Source organism: Nonomuraea sp. LPB2021202275-12-8 (assembly GCF_037044575.1).
In the GTDB taxonomy this organism is placed as follows: Bacteria; Actinomycetota; Actinomycetes; order Streptosporangiales; family Streptosporangiaceae; genus Nonomuraea.
In genome coordinates, this window is sequence record NZ_JBAHWD010000001.1 from 517,455 (window position 1) to 535,913 (window position 18,459).

At 71.5% G+C, this 18,459-nt stretch carries 14 protein-coding genes; 11 read left to right on the plus strand and 3 right to left on the minus strand.

Annotated features, from left to right (window positions below):
• Positions 1-78: 78 nt before the first annotated feature.
• From V5E28_RS02455 to V5E28_RS02465, 3 genes are all read left to right on the plus strand, one after another.
• A complete protein-coding gene (locus tag V5E28_RS02455; protein WP_336204517.1) occupies positions 79-501 on the plus strand; it encodes a VOC family protein in 423 nt (140 codons plus the stop codon).
• A gap of 141 nt (positions 502-642) precedes the next feature.
• Positions 643-2,259, plus strand: coding sequence for an FAD-dependent oxidoreductase (locus V5E28_RS02460; protein WP_336204519.1), 1,617 nt, complete (start codon positions 643-645; stop codon positions 2,257-2,259).
• A gap of 38 nt (positions 2,260-2,297) precedes the next feature.
• Positions 2,298-3,518, plus strand: coding sequence for a cytochrome P450 (locus V5E28_RS02465; protein ID WP_336204521.1), 1,221 nt, complete (start codon positions 2,298-2,300; stop codon positions 3,516-3,518).
• A 75-nt stretch (positions 3,519-3,593) separates the two neighbouring features.
• On the opposite strand, the gene V5E28_RS02470 is transcribed toward V5E28_RS02465, so the two are convergent.
• Both V5E28_RS02470 and V5E28_RS02475 read right to left on the minus strand, forming a co-directional pair.
• Entirely contained in the window at positions 3,594-3,770 is a 177-nt protein-coding gene (locus V5E28_RS02470) for a hypothetical protein (RefSeq protein ID WP_336204524.1), read from the minus strand.
• 13 nt (positions 3,771-3,783) lie between these two features.
• The gene (locus V5E28_RS02475) at positions 3,784-3,975 is read right to left on the minus strand and encodes a hypothetical protein (RefSeq protein WP_336204525.1); all 192 of its coding nucleotides are present in this window, start codon (positions 3,973-3,975) and stop codon (positions 3,784-3,786) included.
• Positions 3,976-4,453: 478 nt separating this feature from the next.
• Between V5E28_RS02475 and V5E28_RS02480 the strand changes: the two genes are divergently transcribed.
• The 8 genes from V5E28_RS02480 (at position 4,454) to V5E28_RS02515 (ending at position 17,937) form a co-directional block, all read left to right on the plus strand.
• The gene (locus V5E28_RS02480; protein WP_336204528.1) at positions 4,454-5,122 is read left to right on the plus strand and encodes a hypothetical protein; all 669 of its coding nucleotides are present in this window, start codon (positions 4,454-4,456) and stop codon (positions 5,120-5,122) included.
• Positions 5,123-5,356: 234 nt separating this feature from the next.
• Positions 5,357-6,241 carry an SseB family protein gene (locus V5E28_RS02485; protein WP_336204530.1) on the plus strand — a complete coding sequence of 295 codons (885 nt, stop codon included), beginning with the start codon at positions 5,357-5,359 and terminating at the stop codon, positions 6,239-6,241.
• Positions 6,238-6,642 carry a hypothetical protein gene (locus V5E28_RS02490; RefSeq protein ID WP_336204532.1) on the plus strand — a complete coding sequence of 135 codons (405 nt, stop codon included), beginning with the start codon at positions 6,238-6,240 and terminating at the stop codon, positions 6,640-6,642. The genes V5E28_RS02485 and V5E28_RS02490 overlap by 4 nt, the downstream gene beginning before the upstream one ends.
• A 100-nt stretch (positions 6,643-6,742) precedes the next feature.
• Complete coding sequence (locus V5E28_RS02495; protein ID WP_336204534.1) at positions 6,743-7,147, plus strand: YbaB/EbfC family nucleoid-associated protein; 405 nt, start codon at positions 6,743-6,745, stop codon at positions 7,145-7,147.
• On the plus strand, positions 7,144-7,485 hold the full coding sequence (locus V5E28_RS02500; RefSeq protein WP_336204536.1) for a hypothetical protein: 342 nt from the start codon (positions 7,144-7,146) through the stop codon (positions 7,483-7,485). Before V5E28_RS02495 ends, V5E28_RS02500 begins: the two co-directional genes overlap by 4 nt.
• A 10-nt stretch (positions 7,486-7,495) precedes the next feature.
• Positions 7,496-16,834 carry a cell envelope integrity protein TolA gene (locus V5E28_RS02505; protein ID WP_336204538.1) on the plus strand — a complete coding sequence of 3,113 codons (9,339 nt, stop codon included), beginning with the start codon at positions 7,496-7,498 and terminating at the stop codon, positions 16,832-16,834.
• A 49-nt stretch (positions 16,835-16,883) separates the two neighbouring features.
• On the plus strand, positions 16,884-17,408 hold the full coding sequence (locus tag V5E28_RS02510; RefSeq protein ID WP_336204541.1) for a hypothetical protein: 525 nt from the start codon (positions 16,884-16,886) through the stop codon (positions 17,406-17,408).
• Positions 17,401-17,937: a hypothetical protein gene (locus V5E28_RS02515; RefSeq protein ID WP_336204543.1), complete on the plus strand. Its 537-nt coding sequence runs from the start codon at positions 17,401-17,403 to the stop codon at positions 17,935-17,937. The genes V5E28_RS02510 and V5E28_RS02515 overlap by 8 nt, the downstream gene beginning before the upstream one ends.
• Here V5E28_RS02515 and V5E28_RS02520 read toward each other — a convergent pair whose 3' ends face one another.
• A complete protein-coding gene (locus tag V5E28_RS02520; RefSeq protein WP_336204545.1) occupies positions 17,938-18,441 on the minus strand; it encodes a DinB family protein in 504 nt (167 codons plus the stop codon).
• Positions 18,442-18,459: the final 18 nt, after the last annotated feature.

Genomic DNA, 18,459 nt, shown 5'->3' on the forward strand with positions numbered 1-18,459 from the left:
CGCCCGGGCGAAACTGGCGTTCCCGCCGCCGGCTTGGCAGGGTGGTCAGTGATCGCTCCAGGAAGGCAGGAATTCCCGATGCCCACGATTCCCCGCTTCCATCTGGCCGTGCCCGTCGACGACCTGGACGCGGCCCGCCACTTCTACGGCGACCTCATCGGGTGCGCCCAGGGCCGCAGCTCCGACAGGTGGATCGACTGGAACCTGCACGGCCACCAGTTCGTCACCCACCTGGTGGCCACCCGTGCCGAACAGGTGCACAACCCGGTGGACGGCCACGACGTACCGGTCCCACATTTCGGGCTCATCCTGACAATTCCGGAATTTCACAAGCTGGCCGACCGGTTCCGCGAGGCGGGCACCGCGTTCGTCATCGAGCCCTACCTGCGTTTCGAGGGACTGCCCGGCGAGCAGTGGACGATGTTCCTGCTCGACCCGGCGGGCAACGCCCTGGAGTTCAAGGCGTTCGCCGACGACGCGCAGGTGTTCGCGTCCGGCTGAACGATCCACGGCCGCGGGCGTGCGAAGCCGCCCTGAATGCCCAACGCATAGCGTTTCTTCACCTAGCGCCAACGAGGAACCGGGTACGTCGTACAAGATCGGCCCGGCGGCGCGTGACCGTCCGGTCCGGCGGGGGTTGCTGTGCGAGCTGTCGTTGATCTCACGCGCTGCCAGGGCTACGGGCAGTGCGCTTTCCTGGCGCCCGACGTGTTCTGGATGCACGGCGAGGAAGCGCTCATGTACGACACCGATCCTGACGACGCCCAGCGGGAGCGGGTCCTGCAGGCCGCCGCCGCCTGCCCGGTCCAGGCCATCCACATCGACAGGATGGCCACCCAGCACAGGACCAGGGACCCTGAGCTGGCCCACCCCACGACCGTGGGCGACGAGGAGTTCAAGCGGGGCGGGCGCATCGTCATCGTCGGCGCCTCCCTGGCGGGAGGCAGGGCCGCGGGGGTTCTGCGCAGGGACGGGTTCGCCGGGACGCTGACCTTGATCGGGGACGAGCCGTACCCGCCCTATGACCGGCCACCGCTGTCCAAGCAGGTGCTGATGGGCAAGGTGGCCCCTCAGCGCACCGTGCTGCCGCGACTGCGCGAGATCGACGTCGAGTGGCTGGCCGGAACCCCGGCGACGCGGCTGGACATCGCCGCCAAGCAGGTGGTTCTCGCCGACGGCCGGCAGATCGGCTTCGACAAGGTGCTGATCGCCACCGGGGCGCGCGCCAGGCCGTGGCCCAGGCCGGACGAGGCCGCGCTCGACGGGGTGCACGTGCTGCGCACCCTGGAGGACGCCGATCGGATGCGGCAGCGGCTGACCGCGGGCGTCAACCGGGTGCTGGTCATCGGCGCGGGGTTCACCGGGTCGGAGGTGGCGTCCGTCTGCCTCGATCTCGGCCTGCCGGTGACCGTCGTGGAGGCCGGCCCCGCGCCGCTGATCGGGGCGCTGGGCAAGGTGATCGGCCAGATCGCCGCGGACATGCAGCGCGCGGCCGGCGTGGACCTGCGCTGCGACGTCACGGTCTCGGCGCTGGAGGGCGACGCGAACGGCCGGCTCACAGGGGCACGGCTGTCGGACGGCAGCACCGTCGAGGCCGACATGGCGGTGGTCGCTCTCGGCGCCGTGCGCAACGTCGAATGGCTGGAGGGGTCGGGGCTGGCGGCCGGCCCGTGGGGAGTGGCCGCCGACGCCGGCTGCCGCGCCGTCGACATCAACGGCCTGGTCACCGACGACGTGTTCGTCGCGGGCGACATCGCCCGCTTCCCGCACCCGGTCTTCCACTACGAGTTCATGTCGCTGGAGCACTGGGGCAACGCCGTGGCCCAGGCCGAGGTCGCCGCCCACAACATGATCAGCGACCAGGCGCACCGCTGGCCGCACCTGTCGCTGCCGGTCTTCTGGTCCAACCAGTTCGGCACCAACATCAAGTCGGTCGGCGTCCCGAGCATCGCCGACGAGGTCGTGATCACGCAGGGCTCGGTGGAGGAGCGCCGCTTCGTCGCCGTCTACGGCTACCGCGGTCGCATCACCGCCGCGGTCACGTTCGACCAGGCGATGTGGCTCGACTTCTACCGGAGCCAGATCGAGCAGGCCGCGCCGTTCCCTCCCGACTTCCGCATGGTCGGCGGGCCCGACCAGTTGCGGCCCGTCCCCGCCGAGGTCCGGCAGCGGATCGCCGCCGCACAGGGCGCGACCGTGGTGGTGACAGGACACGACCCGGCCGAACGCCGGGCCTCGTTCGTACGTCCTCCGCAGTGACACCAGAGACCAGCAACGACGAGTGAGGGGGCGACCTCGTGCCGCCGGCAAGCATCTACGAGCAGATTCACCGGTTCGCCAACCGGGCCGATCCGTACACCCTGTACAGGGAGCTCCGCGAGACGCCCGTGGCCAGGCAGGAGGACGGCAGCTACGTCGTCAGCACCTACGCGGAGATCGTCGCGCTGCTGCACGATCCCCGCGTCAGCTCGGATCGCCGCAAGCTGTCGCAGCCGCCGGCCGACGAGAAGCTGCCTCCTTCGTTCATCGCGATCGACCCGCCCGAGCACGACCGGATCAGGCGGCTGACGATGCGGCACTTCGGGCCGCCCCACGCCCCGCGCACGGTCGAGAACCTGCGCGGGGAGCTGCTCACCCTCGTCACGGACCTGATCGACGGCATCTCGGACCGGACGCGGGCCGACATCGTCGAGGACGTCGCCTACCCGTTCCCCGTGAGCGTGATCTGCCGCCTGCTCGGTGTGCCGCGCAAGGACGAGCCGAAATTCCACGGGTGGGCGCAGGAGATCGTGGAGACGATCGGGCCCGGCGAGGGCGACGAGGCCGAGCGCAACCAGCGGAGGCAGGCCGCCAGGATGGCACTGGCGCAGTATCTGGGCGAGCTCGGCCGGGAGCGCCGCGCGAACCCCGGCGACGACATCCTCTCCGGGCTCGTCACCTACGAGGGCCCCGAGGGGAAGCTGACGGAGGTGGAGGTGATGACGACCGCCACGCTGCTGCTCATCGCGGGGCACGAGACCACGGTCAACCTCATCACCAACGGGATGCTCACCCTCCTGCGCAACCCGGAGCTGCTCGACCGGCTGCGGAACGAGCCGGACCTGGTCATCCACACCGTCGAGGAACTGCTGCGCTTCGAACCGCCCGTGCACTTCCTGCCGCAGCGTGTCGCCCTCGACGACATCGTCATCGGGGATGTCACCATCCCCAGGGGCTCCTCCATCGTGCTCGCCCTCGCTTCGGGCAGCCGGGACCCCCGCCACCTGTGCGACCCCGACCGCTTCGATCCCGACCGTCCCTACATCCAGCACCTGGGGTTCGGCGGCGGCATCCACGCCTGCTTCGGAGCACCCCTGGCCAGGCTCGAAGCGCAGGTCGCGCTCCGGGAGCTGGCGAACCGGCTGGTGAACCCGCGGCTGGTCGCCGACCCGCCGCCGTACCGGCCCAGCTCGATCCTGCGGGGGCCTGAGCACCTCGTGATCGAGTACGACCGCGTCCTGCCGGCCGCGGACCGCTGACCCGGATCGACCGGCCGGCCGCGGGCGGCGGCACGCACAGCCCGGCAGCGCAGCGGGCGCCGGGACGTGACCAGGCTATGAGTCGCGCCTGTTCAGCAGTTTGGGCAGGGTCGCCAGCGTCGCCCCACCCGCGCCGCCGCCGCTGAGCAGGGCGCTCGGCCACTCTGCGCCGGCGGCCAGGACGAGCGCGCAGGTGATCGCAGCGATCATGATCGTCAGAGTGAGCGTGAGTAGCTGACTCGTGTTGAACATCGGTCCTCTTTCTCTAGGTGCGGTCGTCGGCCCAGAAGTCGATGAGTTCTTCGGGGGTGAGGCGGTCAGGGCGTACGGCGGGCGGAGTGCGTCCAGTCGCGAGCACCCACGTCGTCAAGAGCGTGACCAGCAGCTGCTCGTCTGCCAGGCAGGGAGCGTCGGCGCAGTACACGATGCTTGACAGGTGAGCCGTGAGTAACGGCATGGGGCAATGGCCTCCTGAAGCGCAGCGATGAATGCGGCCAACCATGCTGCTTCGGAAAGGCCATCGGCCAGCGGTCCAAACGTGTTCGGACGGATCCGTACGGGTCCGGAATGAACCACCGAGGACGTAAATTTCCGCGATCTTCCGACATCATCCGGTTTTATCCGGATTGATTCGACAGCTGATCCGGCAATAAGGACACAAGCTCAGCTAGCTATCCGAACCAGCACTCGACGCTACTCTTGAGGCAGAGGGGATAGCGATCATGTGAAGTGGCCACAGCGACCGGATGAGATGGAATTTCCGAAGTGCCCCGGCCTACCGCGCTATTTCTGGAAATATGGCGGCATTACTCCCGCCAACTCCACCAAGGACGATGACTGACACTCTCAGGGCCGGATCCCATTCCGCCTTCATAGCTGCGCTCATAGAGCTGCGGGAATCGGCTGGCCAGCCGAGCTATTCCGAGATTCAACGGTTGTCACGCGCGCCGGGCGTCCCCAAGGAACTGCCTGGCAGCACGGTCAGCGACATCCTCAACGGCAAGCGGGAACGCCTGCCGGACTGGCGGCTGGTCGCCTCCTTCGTGATGGTCTGTCATCGCCACGCCCAGCTCACCGGCTTGCCCACGGACGCCCTCGGCAGCGTGGAGCAGTGGCAGGCCCGCTGGCGCGCCGCCAGGAACGAGCAGACCGGGCCCCACTCCACCGGGTCGTACGACCTCTTCAGGACACCCGCCGACGAGGCCGAGCGGCGGACCACCAGGACCGTCGCCCGCCTGGTCCGCCTGGCGGGCGACGGCGACTCCGAGTCCGCCCACCGCCTGGCGATCATCCACCTGCTGACGGGCGACTCAGCGGCCGCCCGCTACTGGATCCACGCCGCGATGCGGCAACGTCACTCGGACGCCGAGGCGCTCTCGGGCCATCCGCGCCCCATCGAGTTCGCGGCCAACCTCTCCTTCACCTACGGCCAGGCCTACGAACAGGAGGGCCCGGCCAAGCTCGACATCGCCAGGTTCTACTACAGGCTCGCCGCCGACCACGGCCACCCGAGCGCCGCCGAACGGCTCCGGGCCCTGCGCACCGTCCCGTTCGGCAAGCGGCTCCCCGCGCCCGTCGCCGAGCAGCAGCCCGGATCCGGATGACCGAACCGTCGAAGGAACCCGGCCGCCCGCCCCTGGCCGGCGGTCGAACGGTCCAGCCACCCCGTCCTTGAGCAGCCGGCCCGATGCCTCCTCCACCAGGCCGGACGACACCGTCCACGGAGAGGCCCGCCCCCGGACATCCACCTTTTCTCAGCCCTTCGAGGTTCGCAGCAGCGAGGCGGTGGCGGGGTTCCGAGGCGATCGCCGCGACCACGAGTCAGGCAAAATGGCCAAGTGACGTCGAACGATCATCAACCGGTCACGCCGTTCGAGGAGCGGCTGTGGGCGGCCTGCCGGGACGGGCAGGAGGCCCTGTCCCTGGGCCTGCTCCGCGACGCCGACCTGGCACTCCCGATCACCGCTGCCGCGGCGGCCGGGACCGAGACGCCCGCCTGGGCGACGGCCACCGGCTCCGGGCGGACGTGGGTGCTCGCGTACACGTCGGTCGAGGCGATGCGGCTGGCCACCGGCGGGGTCGCCACGCACTGCCGCGTCGCCTCGCTGGTCGAGCTGGCGGCCGGCTGGCCGGACCCGTGGTGGGGGCTGGCGATCAATCCGGGGTTGACGGCCGCCTTCCTGCTGGAGTCCGGGACGGTGGCCAGGCTGGCGGTGCCCACCCTGGCCCAGGACCGGCTGCTCGACCCCGCCTCAGGGGTGCCGGCGGTCCAGAAGCTGCTCTCGCCCGCCCACGTCCACGATCTCCTGACCGGGGGCGAGCCGAGGATCTCCGGCTACTGCCATCACGCCCTTGACGTCTCGCACATCGCGACGCCTGCCGTGCTGGCCGACGCGCTGAGGCAGCCGGACATGCTCACCGAGAGCGGCTCGCTGAACATCCTGCGCTGGCGGCCCACGGGTCTCGACCTCTACCGCACCCCGTACGGAGGGACCGACGAGGAGCGCAGGGACGCGGTGGCCGGCTGGGTGGTCGAGGAGCCGCCGTTCGTGGGGATGGGCCTGGTCCCGAACGTCGACCACGTCATCCGCGAGTACAAGGTGTACGGCGTGGGCCTGCCGCACGGCGCCGAGATCTGGGAGCTCACCCACGGCGGCACCGAGCACCGGCGCGCGCTGTACCACGGCGACCTGCGGCGGTGGCTGCTCATCGGGACGCGATGAGCCTGCACTTCTACCGCGCCCGCTGGCGGGACGCGGACTACGCGGCCAGCCCCGAGCCGCACGCTCTGGAACTGTGGATACGGCTGCGCAGTCCCGAGCCGGCGGACGGTTTCGAAGAGGTCGAGCCGGGCTGCCACGTGCGCACGGTGCCCGCGGCGGAATGCTCGGCGCTGCACTTCGTGACGACGGCGTGCCGGTGGCGGGGAGAGCTGTTCCACGTGCACGGCGAGCGTGACGGGCGGGTGCTGCTCGAATACCCGGGCGGATCCTCGCTCGACGCGCTCAAGCTGGGGATGGAGCGCGTCGAGCGAGGTGTGTACCGCCTCTGGGTGCCTCGCGCGGAGGTGACCGGCTTGCAGGAGCACGCCATACCACTGAATGTCCGAAATCAATACTTTTGACAGGACCTCTTGTCTTCCGATGTTCATGTGAAGGAAACTGACCAGTAACACAAACGGGTCGTGAGCGACACCGGATACGGCAGGGCTTCAGGAGGTGTTCATGGAGTCGCTCGGCCATCCCGACGCGGCGGCGATGAGGGCGTATGCCGATGAGTTGCGCGGCATGTTCCAGCAGATCCAGGACGCGGGTATGGAGCTGCATGCCGAGGCCAGAGCGGTCCAGATCACCGAGAAGTCGAGCGACGGCCTGGTGTCGGTGACGGTGGGCGCGCGCGGGGAGCTCGTACGGCTCGACCTCGACCCGCGCATCTACCGGCGGCCTGACGCACGGCACCTGGCGGACACGATCACCGAGACGACCCGGCGGGCGGCGGCCAGGGCTCAGGAGCGCATCACCGAGATCTTCGAGCCCGTCATCCCCCCGGAGGAGCTAAAGGCGCACCTCGACGGCGACCTCGAAACCGCCCTGACGCAGCTCGCCGACCGGATGGAGGGCAGGCGATGAGGCTCTGGGACGGCACGGAGATCATGAAGTCCATGGTGGACCACGGCCTTTCCCAGTGGTCGACGATGGCCGAGGACCTCGAACGGACCTTGTCAGGGAGGATCGCCCAGGTCGTGGAGGCCCTCGCCGCCGCTCCGTGGGGAGACGGCGCCGAGGGAAAGGCGTTCAAGGCCGCCCACTTCCGGGACGGCGGGCCGGACCACATGCTCACGCAGTGCGCCCAGATCGCCAAGGAGATCCCCGACGCGGGAGACAGGGTCCGCAAGTCCGTCGACAACACCCTGCGGACGGACGCCGCCATGCGGGCCGACCTCGAGGCGCTGAGGCGGGCGATCTGAGGCCCAGGACGTGACGCTCAACGGCGGCGCCCCCAGCACTCAGGGGACGGGCGGCCAGGCGAGCGCTCAGGCAGCGGTCCGCATCGACACCGACGTCCTCCCCGTGTGGGAGACCGAGGCGCTGCCCGAGTGGGTCGTCTACTGGCTGATTCCCATGCTGTCGGCCGGGCAGAAGTGGCCGGAGGCCAGCGAGAGCGGCCTGTCGAAGCTGGCTCAGGCGTACGACGGCCTGAGCGCGGACGTCACCGGCTCCGCTCCGCAGGCGGGGGCGGCGGCGCGTGCCATCGTGACGGGCTGGAACGCGCCCGCCACCGGGAACTTCGTCTCCAGAGCCCAGTTCCTGTACGGCAAGGAAGCCGGACTGAGCGGGGTGTCCCGGAACGCGCAGAGCTACTCGCAGCAGGCGAGCAACTTCGCCGTCGAGACCCAGTACTCCAAGCTCTCCATCAACGTGGCCTTCTGGGTGACGGTCGTCGCCATCGCCATCGCCCTGTTCGCCTCCTTCTTCAGCGCCGGCACCTCCACCGTGATCATCGGCCCGTACGCGGCGGCGGCCCGCGCCGCCATCAGCCGGATCCTCGTCAGGCTCATGACCCTGGGCGGAAGGCAGCTGAGCGCGGCGCGGCTGGCCGGAGTGACCACGCTCAGCGGCGCCACCGGGCGCGCCGCCATCGTCAGGCTGCTGGGCACGGGGATCGGCCGGGAGCTGCTCAAGGAGCTCCCCGAGGAGATGGGCGAGGAGTTCTTCATCGACTGGGCCGCCCAGCGCCAGCAGATCAAGATGGGCACCCGCGAGGAATGGGACTGGCAGAAATCCCAGGCCGCGCTCATCGGCGCGGGCACCGGGGCGATCGTCGGCACGGGGCTGGCCGGCCCGGTGTCGCGCCTCACCAGGCATGCGCCGGGATTCGGAGGCCGCGCGCTGACCACCGGCATGACGAACATGATCGCCTCCCCGGCCGGCAGTTTCGTCGCCAACGGCGTGGTCTACGACCAGTGGCAGAACCCGTTCACGGCCGACTCCCTCATGGGCGGCTTCCTCGGCGGCGCCGGGCGAACCGGGACGATCAGCCCGTTCAATCCCTCGGTCTACACCGCACTGGCCCATCCGATGACCACTTTCGCCGCCGCCCACGACGCCGCCGCGCGCACCGACGCCGCCCGCGCCGCAGGTGAGCCGCCCGGTGGCGGGCCGGACGGGAACCCCTCGGGTGGGGGCCCCACCACGGGCGGCGGGCAGCCCGGCACGCCGGCGGCCGCACGCCAGCCCGACCCCGCGACTCCCGCAGCGCCCGCGGCGCCTGCAAGAGCCGGGGCGGCGGGAACCACCTCGTCCACGACGGGACGTGACGACGAGAGCAGGCGAGCCGCCGCCACACCGGACGCGGACCCCGCCTCGAACAGGCGCGGCACCAGCTCACAGGAGGGCGGCGACCAGACGACCACGCGTCCGGAGCCGCAGCCGGACGGCGCCCCCGACGAGACCCCGCGTCCCGGACCCGCCGCCGCGGCGACGCCCGCTCCGAACGGCACCGCCGAAACGGGGGAACAGCGCGCACCCGGCGCCGCGACGACGGCACAGGCCCCCGACAGCGCCGCCGCCCAGCCCGACAGCGGCCCCGCGCAGCCGAACGCCGCGCCCGCACAGGCCCCCGACAGCGCCGCCGCCCAGCCCGAGAACCCTCCGGCCCAGCCGGGCGCCGCGCCGGCGGCGCCTGCTCCGGACGGCGTCACCACGCAGCCCGACAGCCCCGCACAGTCGAGCGCCCCAGCGGGAGCCGCCGTCGGCTCCCCGGAGGCGAGCTCCTCCCTCACCGGGGCGAGTCCGGCCGCCGAGCCGATGACCGCCGCCGCCCGAGCCCGTACGGCGCTGCTCGGGGCGATCACCGCAGACCTCCCCGGCGCGGTGGTCAACCCGGCGGGCGACCTCCTCATCCCGTCCGGCAGTGGCGTGCACACGATTCCGCACGCCACCATGACCCGTATCCGCACCGCTCTGGACACCCGGGCCGAGCAGGTCCTCGACCTCACGGAGCTGCAGGACGAGGCCAGCGCCATGCTGCAGGTCAGCCGGCCCGCCGGCCCGGCCGCCCCCGTGGCGGACACCGTGCCCGGCCGGCTCGACGAGCTGACGGTCCTGACCGAGAAGTGGCGGCTGGCCCGTTCACTTCCGGAGAAGCGGCTCATCGCCGTCGGCATCGACGGCGTGAACCGCCGGCTGCGCCAGCTCGGGCACATCCCGCCCTCGCCCCCCTGGGCGCCGACGCAGGACGTCAGGCCGCGGCAGGCGCCGGCTGTGATCGGCGAGAACCCGGCCGCAACGGAGGTCCGGGCGGTCATCGAGGCGCTGGTGCGGGCGGAGCAGGCCCTCAATGATCAGATCGGGGCGAAGAGGACAACCGCGAAGGAGGCGCGCAAGGAGGCCCGGAAGGCGATAGAGAGGGCGCGCAAGGAGCTGAAGCAGCACGACCAGGGCCGTTTCGAGCGAGCCCGCGAGGCGCGGAAGGAGAACCGGGCGCACCGCGCCACGGAGGCCCGGCACACCAGGATCGCCGAGGCGTACAAACCCGCGCTGAAGCAGGCCACCCAGGCGAGACGGGCCTACCAGGAGCTGCTCTCGGCGATGAGCGAGCCCGCTGCGCCAGGTGAGACCGGCACGGCCGAGATCGCCGCGAGTCGGGCGGTCGAGGCCACCCGGCAGCACCGGGGCTACCTGGAAGCGCTGGCCGCGGCGCTGCCGCAGGAGGCCGCCCTGTCCGCCGCCCAGCCGACGGATCAGCTCGCCCACCTGACCACCCTCACCACCACCGTCAACAACCTCCTGAAGCGCAACGGGGTCGGCCACACCTTCACCCCCATCGAGCTGGAGCAGGCCCTGCGAGCCGACTTCCACCAGCTCGTCTCCCCCGACGGCGTCGTGCTGCGCGTGGGGCGCGGACGCAGGGCGGCGGAGGTGCGGGTCAAGCTCACCCTCGCCGACCTCGTAGAGGTGATCGACCCGGACGTGAAGGCGTCGGAGATGATGGTGGGCCTGTTCTTCGAGACGGGCCGGACGGTCTCCGCCACCGAGTCGAACAGCGGCGGACTGTCCGCCGGTTTCAACACCGGCGTGCTGGCACAGCTCATGCCCGAAGGAGAGTGGGCCAGGCTGACCGAGCTGCTGGGGATCGGCGTCGAGGTCGCGGCCGGGCGCAACCGGTCGGCGACAGGCGGCGTGGGAGGCTTCGCGCAGGGCGGCCAGGTCTCCGACAACAGGAGCGAGTCGCTGCTGTTCGACGCCGCGGCGACGTGGACCGTCGAGATTCGCACCCGCCGGACGGGCGGCTGGAGTGGGACGACCACGGTGGACTCCGGCGCACCCGGCGACGCCTCTTCGCAGCGACTGTGGCTCTCGCACGGCTACGCCGACCAGCCGCCGAGCAAGGTGGTCCGGATCAGCGCCGACCGGCGCGACCCGAAGCTCCCCAACCACGTCCTCAGCGGGATAACCGGCATGGAGGGCGCTCTCGACCAGATCGCGGCAGTGCTCGGCGGGGAGTACACCGAGGTCGGCGCCGTCGCCAGAAACCAGCTGCGCACGTTCGTCACCGAAGAGCTGCCCCACCGGATGCGCCACGCGGTCGACACCGGTCACGAGCACGTCTTCACCAAGAACGGCGAACCACACGCGAGGGTGCGCGCCAAGACCAGCCTCGTGCTGGAGGAGAGCGAGCCGCTGGGCGGGGCGACCGCCGAGGTCTTCGAGGAGGAGGTGCTCGTCGACTTCGCCGCGACGCCGGGCGGGGCGTCGTCGGGGGGATCGATGGAGGGGAGCGTCTCGGTCGGGTTCAACCATCCCGCGCTGAAGGAGACCGGCGGCTTCGGCGACTACCATCCCACCTTCGGGCCCAACGCCAAAGGCTCCAGATCGGTGTCGCGGTCCGTTTCGGCCACCGCCAACAGGCAGGCGATCCACCCGAGCGTGCACCGGAAGACCAGCCATGGGCAGGGCTACAAGGTCGTGCTGAAGACCACGTTCGTCGTGGAGCTGATCGGCAAACCGCCCGTCAAGCTGCCGCCGGTCACGAGCAGGGCGTTGATCAGCATGCGGGAGTCGGCCGCCTACCGCTTCGGCCTGCCGGTCGATCGCGCGGCTCTGGTGTACTCCAAGCGCCGGCGGCTGCTCGACGCGGAGGGGAACCAGGTGCTGCGCGGCGATCCGCGATCCACTCCGCCCCCGGGCCGCAAGGCCGAGTTGCCCGCCTGGCTCGGCGACGGCCCCGGCCAGATGCGCGGCGCGGGACCCGCTCTCGTCCAGGAGATCGACGGGCTGGACGAGGTCAGGCAGAAGGTGCTGGACGAGCTCGCTGAGCGCGGCATCGTCCCGAAGATGGTGGACGGGGTGCCGCAGTACGCGTCCAACCGGTTGATGCGCGCCAGCCAGGTACTCAACCTGCAGGAGGTCGCCGAGCAGCTGTCCGAGCACCGGATCCGGGCCGGCTACGACCCGTTGGCGCAGGACGAGGGCCTCGAAGTCGACCTGATGGTAAGCGGGCTGAACGGCGCTCCTGAGCACTACATCATGCGCATCTCGCTGAAGCAGGACTTCGGGGACTATCAGTACGTCGGGCATTCGGACTCGGAGACGGTCGTCAACCTCGACATCGGCTCCGACACCTCGGCCCTGGCCATCAGCCGGTCCAGGACCTACGCAGGCACCGCCTCCGCGAGCGAGAGTGACGGTCCGGACCAGGGACACGACGGACTGTCACACAATGTGGGAGTCAGCGGCGGCGGGAACCGCACCCGTACGGCGGGCTCCAGCGTCGGCAGCACGGTCAACGTCGTGACGCTGCACGAGAGCACCGGCCCGGTCGCGATCTTCTCTCTGGCCCACGATCTGACCGTCGAGCTCCTGCACGACGGGGAGTCGACCCTCCTGGATTCCCGCAGGGGGACGGCCAAGCTGCTGTTCGCCGTGGACCTGCTCCCGCCGGACACCGCCTCGGCGCCCGTGTCCCTGGGCAGGATGTCCAGGAAGTTGCAGTCCAAATCGAGACTCCTGCACATGGACATGCCCGGCGGGCTGCAGGCGGCGGAGAAGGTGCTGCCGAGGGGGACGCGCGCGGACTCGGCCGCCTACCAGAAGATCAGGACGTTCCTGGGCGTACGCAACCTCGTCGGACACGCCAGGGTGCTGAGGAGGCCGCTCACCACCAACCTCGCGATCCGCGCCCAGGGCACCCCCACCCAGTCGGCGCTGTCGGTGGCGGGTGAGGTCGGAGAGGTGGAGCTGCTGGGCGTGGTCGACCACGTGAGCGGGAACATCCTGTTCGGCCTCCAGAGCGCCGGTGTGTCCTGGGGCGGATCGTCCGGCCTCACCGTCGGCGGCTCGGTGAGCGCCTCGGACCTCGACGGCGGCGGAACGTCGAGCGACGGCGGCAAGCTCTCGCTGCCCTCCCGCTCCGGAGGCACCTCCGTCTCCACCGGGGTCCTCGACATCTGGGGCAACGAGGACCTCACGATCGAGTTCGGCCGCCAGTACATCCTCCGGGCCCCCGTGGACTTCACGCTCACCGGCTCCGAGAGCGCGGCGCACGCGCTGCCGGTGGCAGGCCGCGTTCCCCTCGGCGAGAGCTCGACGGCCACCGCGCAGGGCACCGCGCTGTTCTCCATCCCCGAGTTCGAGGCGCTGCTGCTGTACGCCCAGGGCGACCTCACCCTCCCCGCAGCCCTGGTGGGCGACGCGGTCGAGCGCCTGCTCAACGGCAGCCTGCCCCTCGACCCCAGCCTCGCCGTGCCCCTGGTCCAGCGGTACGTCGCGACCGGGGTGGACGCGACGCACGCCGAGCGGCACACCCCACGGGCCCTGCTCGCCATGCTGGAGGAGCTGACGGGGCTCGGCGCGGCGGCGACCACGGCCCAGCAGGGGAACACGGAGCAGCAGCTCGACCGGACGCTGAGCGAAGCCGCGGACCTGATCGAGCGCTCACGCGACGTCGTGCTGGCGCCGTCGTATGACAGGGCGACAGGCGTTGGCGCGATCGATGCGCTCCACCTGACCGACGAGCAGGGCAACGACGTCGACTTCGAGGACGCGGTGCTGAACGCCGTGCGGGCCGCGGACCCCCAGGCCGTAGCCGAGAGCCCGACGCTGCGCGAGGAACTGGACGTCGACTTCTCCGCAGAGGCCGCGCTGATCCGCGTCGAGGACATGTGGTCGGAGCGCGGCTTCGAAAAGAGCTACCACGTGCACGTCGGCCCGCAGACCGCGCAGGCGCAGGAACTGACGGTCAAGGTACGGCTGGAGTACGACGACCCCGCGGACTCCCGCAGGGCCACGTTCATCACGCACACCTCGCAGGCCGGGTCCATCGTCCAGCGTTACCGCTACTTGGATCTCTCGCACTCCGAGGGGTACAACGGCTCCTACTCGGCGGGCGTGGACGTCAGCAACACGGAGCAGAAGGACGAGAACGGGACCGGCGTGTCGACGGACCGGGGCCAGGGGTACTCCGGCTCGACCAACGAGCAGAGGGCGCGGCTGCAGCGGGAGGCCCTCTTCAACGGCCACAACCTGGTCGAGCAGGGCGCGAGGCTGGTCATCGAGGTCACGACGCGATCGGTGCGCGCGGGCGTGGTCCTGTCCAAGGCCCGCGACGTGACCCGCCAGGGCAGGCCCCGCACCAGCCCGCCGGTCAGCTACCGGGCCAGCCTGGTGCGGCGCATCCCGACCGGCATGATCCGGCCTGCCGCCGAGGATCCGGGACCGGTCGACATCGTGCCCGACCCCCGGCAGGTCGAGCTGCGCCCCGGCCACTTCCCGAACAGGCTTGCGGAGATCCCGGGCAGGCCGAGCCTCTACACCGTCGTCACCGCCCAGCTGGCGAAGATGTGGGGCAGAAAGGCGGTCGCGGAGCGTCGGGCCGAGCTGATCGGCCGGCTGTCCGTGTCGGCTCTGCTTACGGGTTTCGAGCGGATGGCCGGGCCCGCCGGCAGCGACATCGTGCCTGACGAGGTGACGATCCAGGCCCGCACGACGGACTTCACCGTCATCGCCGGGCCGTTCGACGCGGAGAAGGGAGAGGTCGACAGGAAGGCCACCTCCCAGAACGTGACGGTCTCCCGCAGCCGCGTCCTTCCCGTCAGCGGGAGCGGCACCGTGAATGACGGCGACTCGGGCCTCAAAGGTGGCGCACGGTTCGGCGAGCAGGCTGCGGAGAGCGTTTCCGACCACCGCGGGGCACGCCGTGAGCGCAGCATGTTCGTCAAGGGCAAGGCCTACATCGTCCGTCTCAGGGTGGACTACGACCTCACCTTCCAGCCCGTCGATCGGCTGCGCGACGGGAACAGCAAGGATGACGGCAAGCCCGTCCACCTGCCGGGCGCCTCCACCGGCGAGGTGGACGTGACCCTCTTCGGGGAGGAGATCACGGAGTTGCTCGCCCGGATGGACGCGGGCGTGCGGCTCGCGCCGTCCGTGGACCCCGGTTGGCCCACCTTCACTTTCCTGCCGAACCAGGGCCGCGAAGGGCTGATCCCGGCCCTGCAGGACGCGCGCCTGGCCGCCCGCGAGCGCGGTGCGGTGGCCCGCGTGGCGATCCGGGAGGCGGACGGAGTCCACCGCTACCGGGCCGCCCCCGATGGCTCGGTGTACAGCGAGACCGCCGACGGCGGGTTCGCCGACGCGTTCGCCACCCTCTCCCCGGCGCTGCTGGACGCGGCCCACCGGGTCGGGGTCGACCTGCGCCACGTCTTCATGAACTCCGAGGTGCCCGGCACGTTCGCGCAGCAGGTCATGGCCGAGCTGAGGACGCGCGGCATCGTCGCGGTCGACCTCGGCAAGCCGGTCTGGCCCGCCAACCGGGAGGAGTCCAGCACGCCCGTGGGCGGGAGCACCGCCCAAGGGGTGACGGTCGGCACCGTGACCTCGCCCGCGCTGGAGGACACGCCTTTCAGCAAGTCGGGCCGGACCACCGGGAGCCTCAACCTGACCCTTCCCGAGGTGCGGGCGCAGAGCCTGCCCGCGGGCGACCTGGCCGGGGCGGCCGCCCACCTGTCCTGGAGCGCGGACGACATGCTGACCGTCCAGCTCCCCACCGGGGACCAGCACGTCCGCGTGCTGGTCGAGGAGCCGGGCGAGGGTCTCAACTCCACCACCGAGCTGCGCGCGGGCACGCCGGACGACCCGCATGTCCTGCGCATCGGGCTGCGCGTGCATCCGGAGGTGGTGTCGTCGGTCCTGGTGCACGAGATCTCGCACGTGGCGCAGGCGTCCGCCGCGACCGCCGCGGGCGCGCCGCAGGGCGTGATCAGGCCGTCGCTGTCGGAGGGGCAGAGCGAGGGCACCGACCTCTGCCTGATCCCCCGCCTGGACGAGCACGCCCACCTGTCAGGCAAGTGGCGCGCGGCCACCGACCAGGCCGGGCGCGAACGCCTGGCCGAGGCGATCGACGCCATCGCCGCCGACATCGAACGCCGCGGCCACCCCCAGCCGCCGCCGCCGTGGGGCACGGGCCCGCGCGCGCCGGCCGACACCCGGTCGCAGGGCAGGATCGCGATGCTGCTCAACGCCATGACCCCCGCCTCGGCGGTCGGGCCGGAGGAGATGGCCGGCCTGAGCGAGGCCGAGCGGGCGGGCCTGGCGCGCGGCCGGGCCGGAGCGGCGCCCAGGTTGCTGGCGCTGGCGCGGGCCGGCGAGCTCACCCCTGAGCAGGTCGCGGCGATCCGCGGCGAAGCGACACTGCCGGAGGCTGCGGCGGCCGCTGCCATCGGGCGCGGCGCCGCGGTCATGGGCGGCCGGGTCCGCGTGTACGGTCCCGGCCTGCTCGACATCATGCTGCCCGGCCGGCCGCCCATCCCCGTCGAGGTGCGGGCGGCCCGGGACGGGGCCCCTGAGCCGGGCATGCTGACCTACCAGGTGGACGACCACCTCACCATCGGCGCGAACGAGCGGGCCGCCGCAGCGGCGGCCGCGGAGGCGGTCGCCCGGGCGCTGGGCGCGGCGCCCGCCGCCCACGCGGCCATGGCCGAGCTTTACGAGGCCGTACGCCAGGCCCGGGCCGCCACCGCGGCGCAGCGGCCCGGGCGGCTGGGCGTGCTGTTCGACCTGACCACGGCCGCCGGCCCGGAGGTGTGGGCGCTCGTCCCACGGCCGCTGGCGGCCGAGCTCGCGACCTTGGCGAGCGGCCGGCGTCCCCGGGACTGGCCCGCTTACCTGGCCCACCTCCGCGTGCTCGCCAACACGACCGGCTGGTACCCGCCGGAACGGGAGTGCCGGTGCCCCGCGGGCGAGCCCTGCGTATGCGGCCGCCGCACCGAGCAGCAGCCGGTCCGGGCGCCTGGCACACCGGACACGGTCCAGGTGTGAGCGGGATCGCGTTCCGGCATGATGGGGACCTCCCGAGGAGAGGACGGCTATGGCATTCGCGGTGGCGCGGACGAGGGATGAGGCGCACCTCTACCTCGATCTCCACCCGTGCGCCTGCGGGTCGGCGGACACGACCTGGCACAGCGGGCTGATCGACGTCGAGGCAGGGCCGGCAAACCGCTATTCCGGCACGTGCGAGGCGTGCGGGGCGTCGCGTGAATACCTGTTCGGGCTGCCTGCGCAGGCCGTGCTGCCCGCCGGCTATCCGACGTTCGGCGGTCCGGAGCCGTCCGAGCTGCTCGACGCGGGCGAGTGGCTGTGGGTGGCCGACCTGTCGGCGGGCAACGTGCCCGTGGACGACGGGGCCGAGGCGCGGCGCGCGCTCAAGGTCGCGGCGGTGGCCGTCGAGGAGGTCGTCAAGTTCGTCCCGCCCGGCGCGGACGAGGTGCCCGGCGACGGGTTCTGGTCCGAGCGCGGGCAGCGGTTGCGGGCGGCCGAGCCCGGGAGGTTCCAGCTCGACCGGCTGCTGGTCGTCAGGGCCGCCTACCAGGAGCTGGCGGAGCGTTATGCCTGAGCGCGGTCTGGCCCGTTCACTCGTGGAGGCCTACCTCTACTTCGACCTGGAGGCTCAGGGCGCCTCGCGTGAGGCGGTGGTCGTCCGGGAGGAGGACGGCTGGGTGCTGCGGCTCGGCGACGCGGAGGTGCTCGTTCCCGCCGAGGCCGAGGCGGCGGCGAGGGAGCAGGAGCTGACCTTCGGCTCCGGCCGTTCCGAGCTGATCGATCCCGGCCAGTGGGTGCTCGTGGCCGCGACGTACGCGAGCAGGGCGCTGGAGGGCGGGCTGTTCTTCGCGGCGGATCCCTCGGACGCCGAGGGGTTCGGCCGGGTCGCGGCCGGCTGGCGCTTCGCCGCCGACGCGGTGGCGCAGGCCCTGGAGTTCTTCCCGGAGGGCGGCGCCGAGCTGCCGTTGGAGGCGTTCTGGACCGAGATGGGCCGGGCGCTCAGGGAGTCGCAGCCTGATCGGCTCAGCCGGCGGAAGCTGGAGAGCGATCTCGCCTTCTACCGGCAGAGCCTCGACGACTTCCGCCGCCTCCACTCCCGCTGATCAGGCGCCCGTGGAGCCGTCGATCAGCTCGCGCAGGATGTCCAGGTGGCCGTTGTGCCGGGCGGTCTCCTCGGTCATGTGACCGATCACCCAGCGCAGGGTGAGGTGCCCGCCTCTGCTCTCCTTGCCCTTGGACAGGGCGTCCAGGTCGATGCCGGCGATGCGCTCCCGCACCCGCGCGCACTGCGCCTCGTACTCCTCCAGCAGCCGCTCCAGCGGCACCTCCAGCGCCACCGTGAACTCGGCGTCGGGATCCTCGTCGGTCCACGGTCCCCGGTCCTCGTCTCCGAGGAACATCACCTCGAACCACCAGTGCTCGTTCCAGCGCAGGTGGTTGACCACGCCGGCGACGGTCATCAGCGGTGACGTGGCAAGCGGCGCCTTCCTGGCGTCCTCGTCGGCCAGCCCCTCGCACTTGTGGATCACCGTGGCGCGGGCGTAGTCGTGGAACGTGGTCAGTGTGCTGCGCTCGTCCCAGGAGGTCGGCGTGTCGGTTCTCTGCATCGCATCAGCATGTCAGAT

What these genes read in the sequence shown, in the direction of transcription:
- V5E28_RS02455 (WP_336204517.1), top strand. Translation starts at nt 79, where the DNA reads ATGCCCACGATTCCCCGCTTCCATCTGGCCGTGCCCGTCGACGACCTG.
- V5E28_RS02470 (WP_336204524.1), bottom strand. Translation starts at nt 3,770, where the DNA reads ATGTTCAACACGAGTCAGCTACTCACGCTCACTCTGACGATCATGATC.
- V5E28_RS02475 (WP_336204525.1), bottom strand. Translation starts at nt 3,975, where the DNA reads ATGCCGTTACTCACGGCTCACCTGTCAAGCATCGTGTACTGCGCCGAC.
- V5E28_RS02490 (WP_336204532.1), top strand. Translation starts at nt 6,238, where the DNA reads ATGAGCCTGCACTTCTACCGCGCCCGCTGGCGGGACGCGGACTACGCG.
- V5E28_RS02495 (WP_336204534.1), top strand. Translation starts at nt 6,743, where the DNA reads ATGGAGTCGCTCGGCCATCCCGACGCGGCGGCGATGAGGGCGTATGCC.
- V5E28_RS02500 (WP_336204536.1), top strand. Translation starts at nt 7,144, where the DNA reads ATGAGGCTCTGGGACGGCACGGAGATCATGAAGTCCATGGTGGACCAC.
- V5E28_RS02510 (WP_336204541.1), top strand. Translation starts at nt 16,884, where the DNA reads ATGGCATTCGCGGTGGCGCGGACGAGGGATGAGGCGCACCTCTACCTC.
- V5E28_RS02515 (WP_336204543.1), top strand. Translation starts at nt 17,401, where the DNA reads ATGCCTGAGCGCGGTCTGGCCCGTTCACTCGTGGAGGCCTACCTCTAC.
- V5E28_RS02520 (WP_336204545.1), bottom strand. Translation starts at nt 18,441, where the DNA reads ATGCAGAGAACCGACACGCCGACCTCCTGGGACGAGCGCAGCACACTG.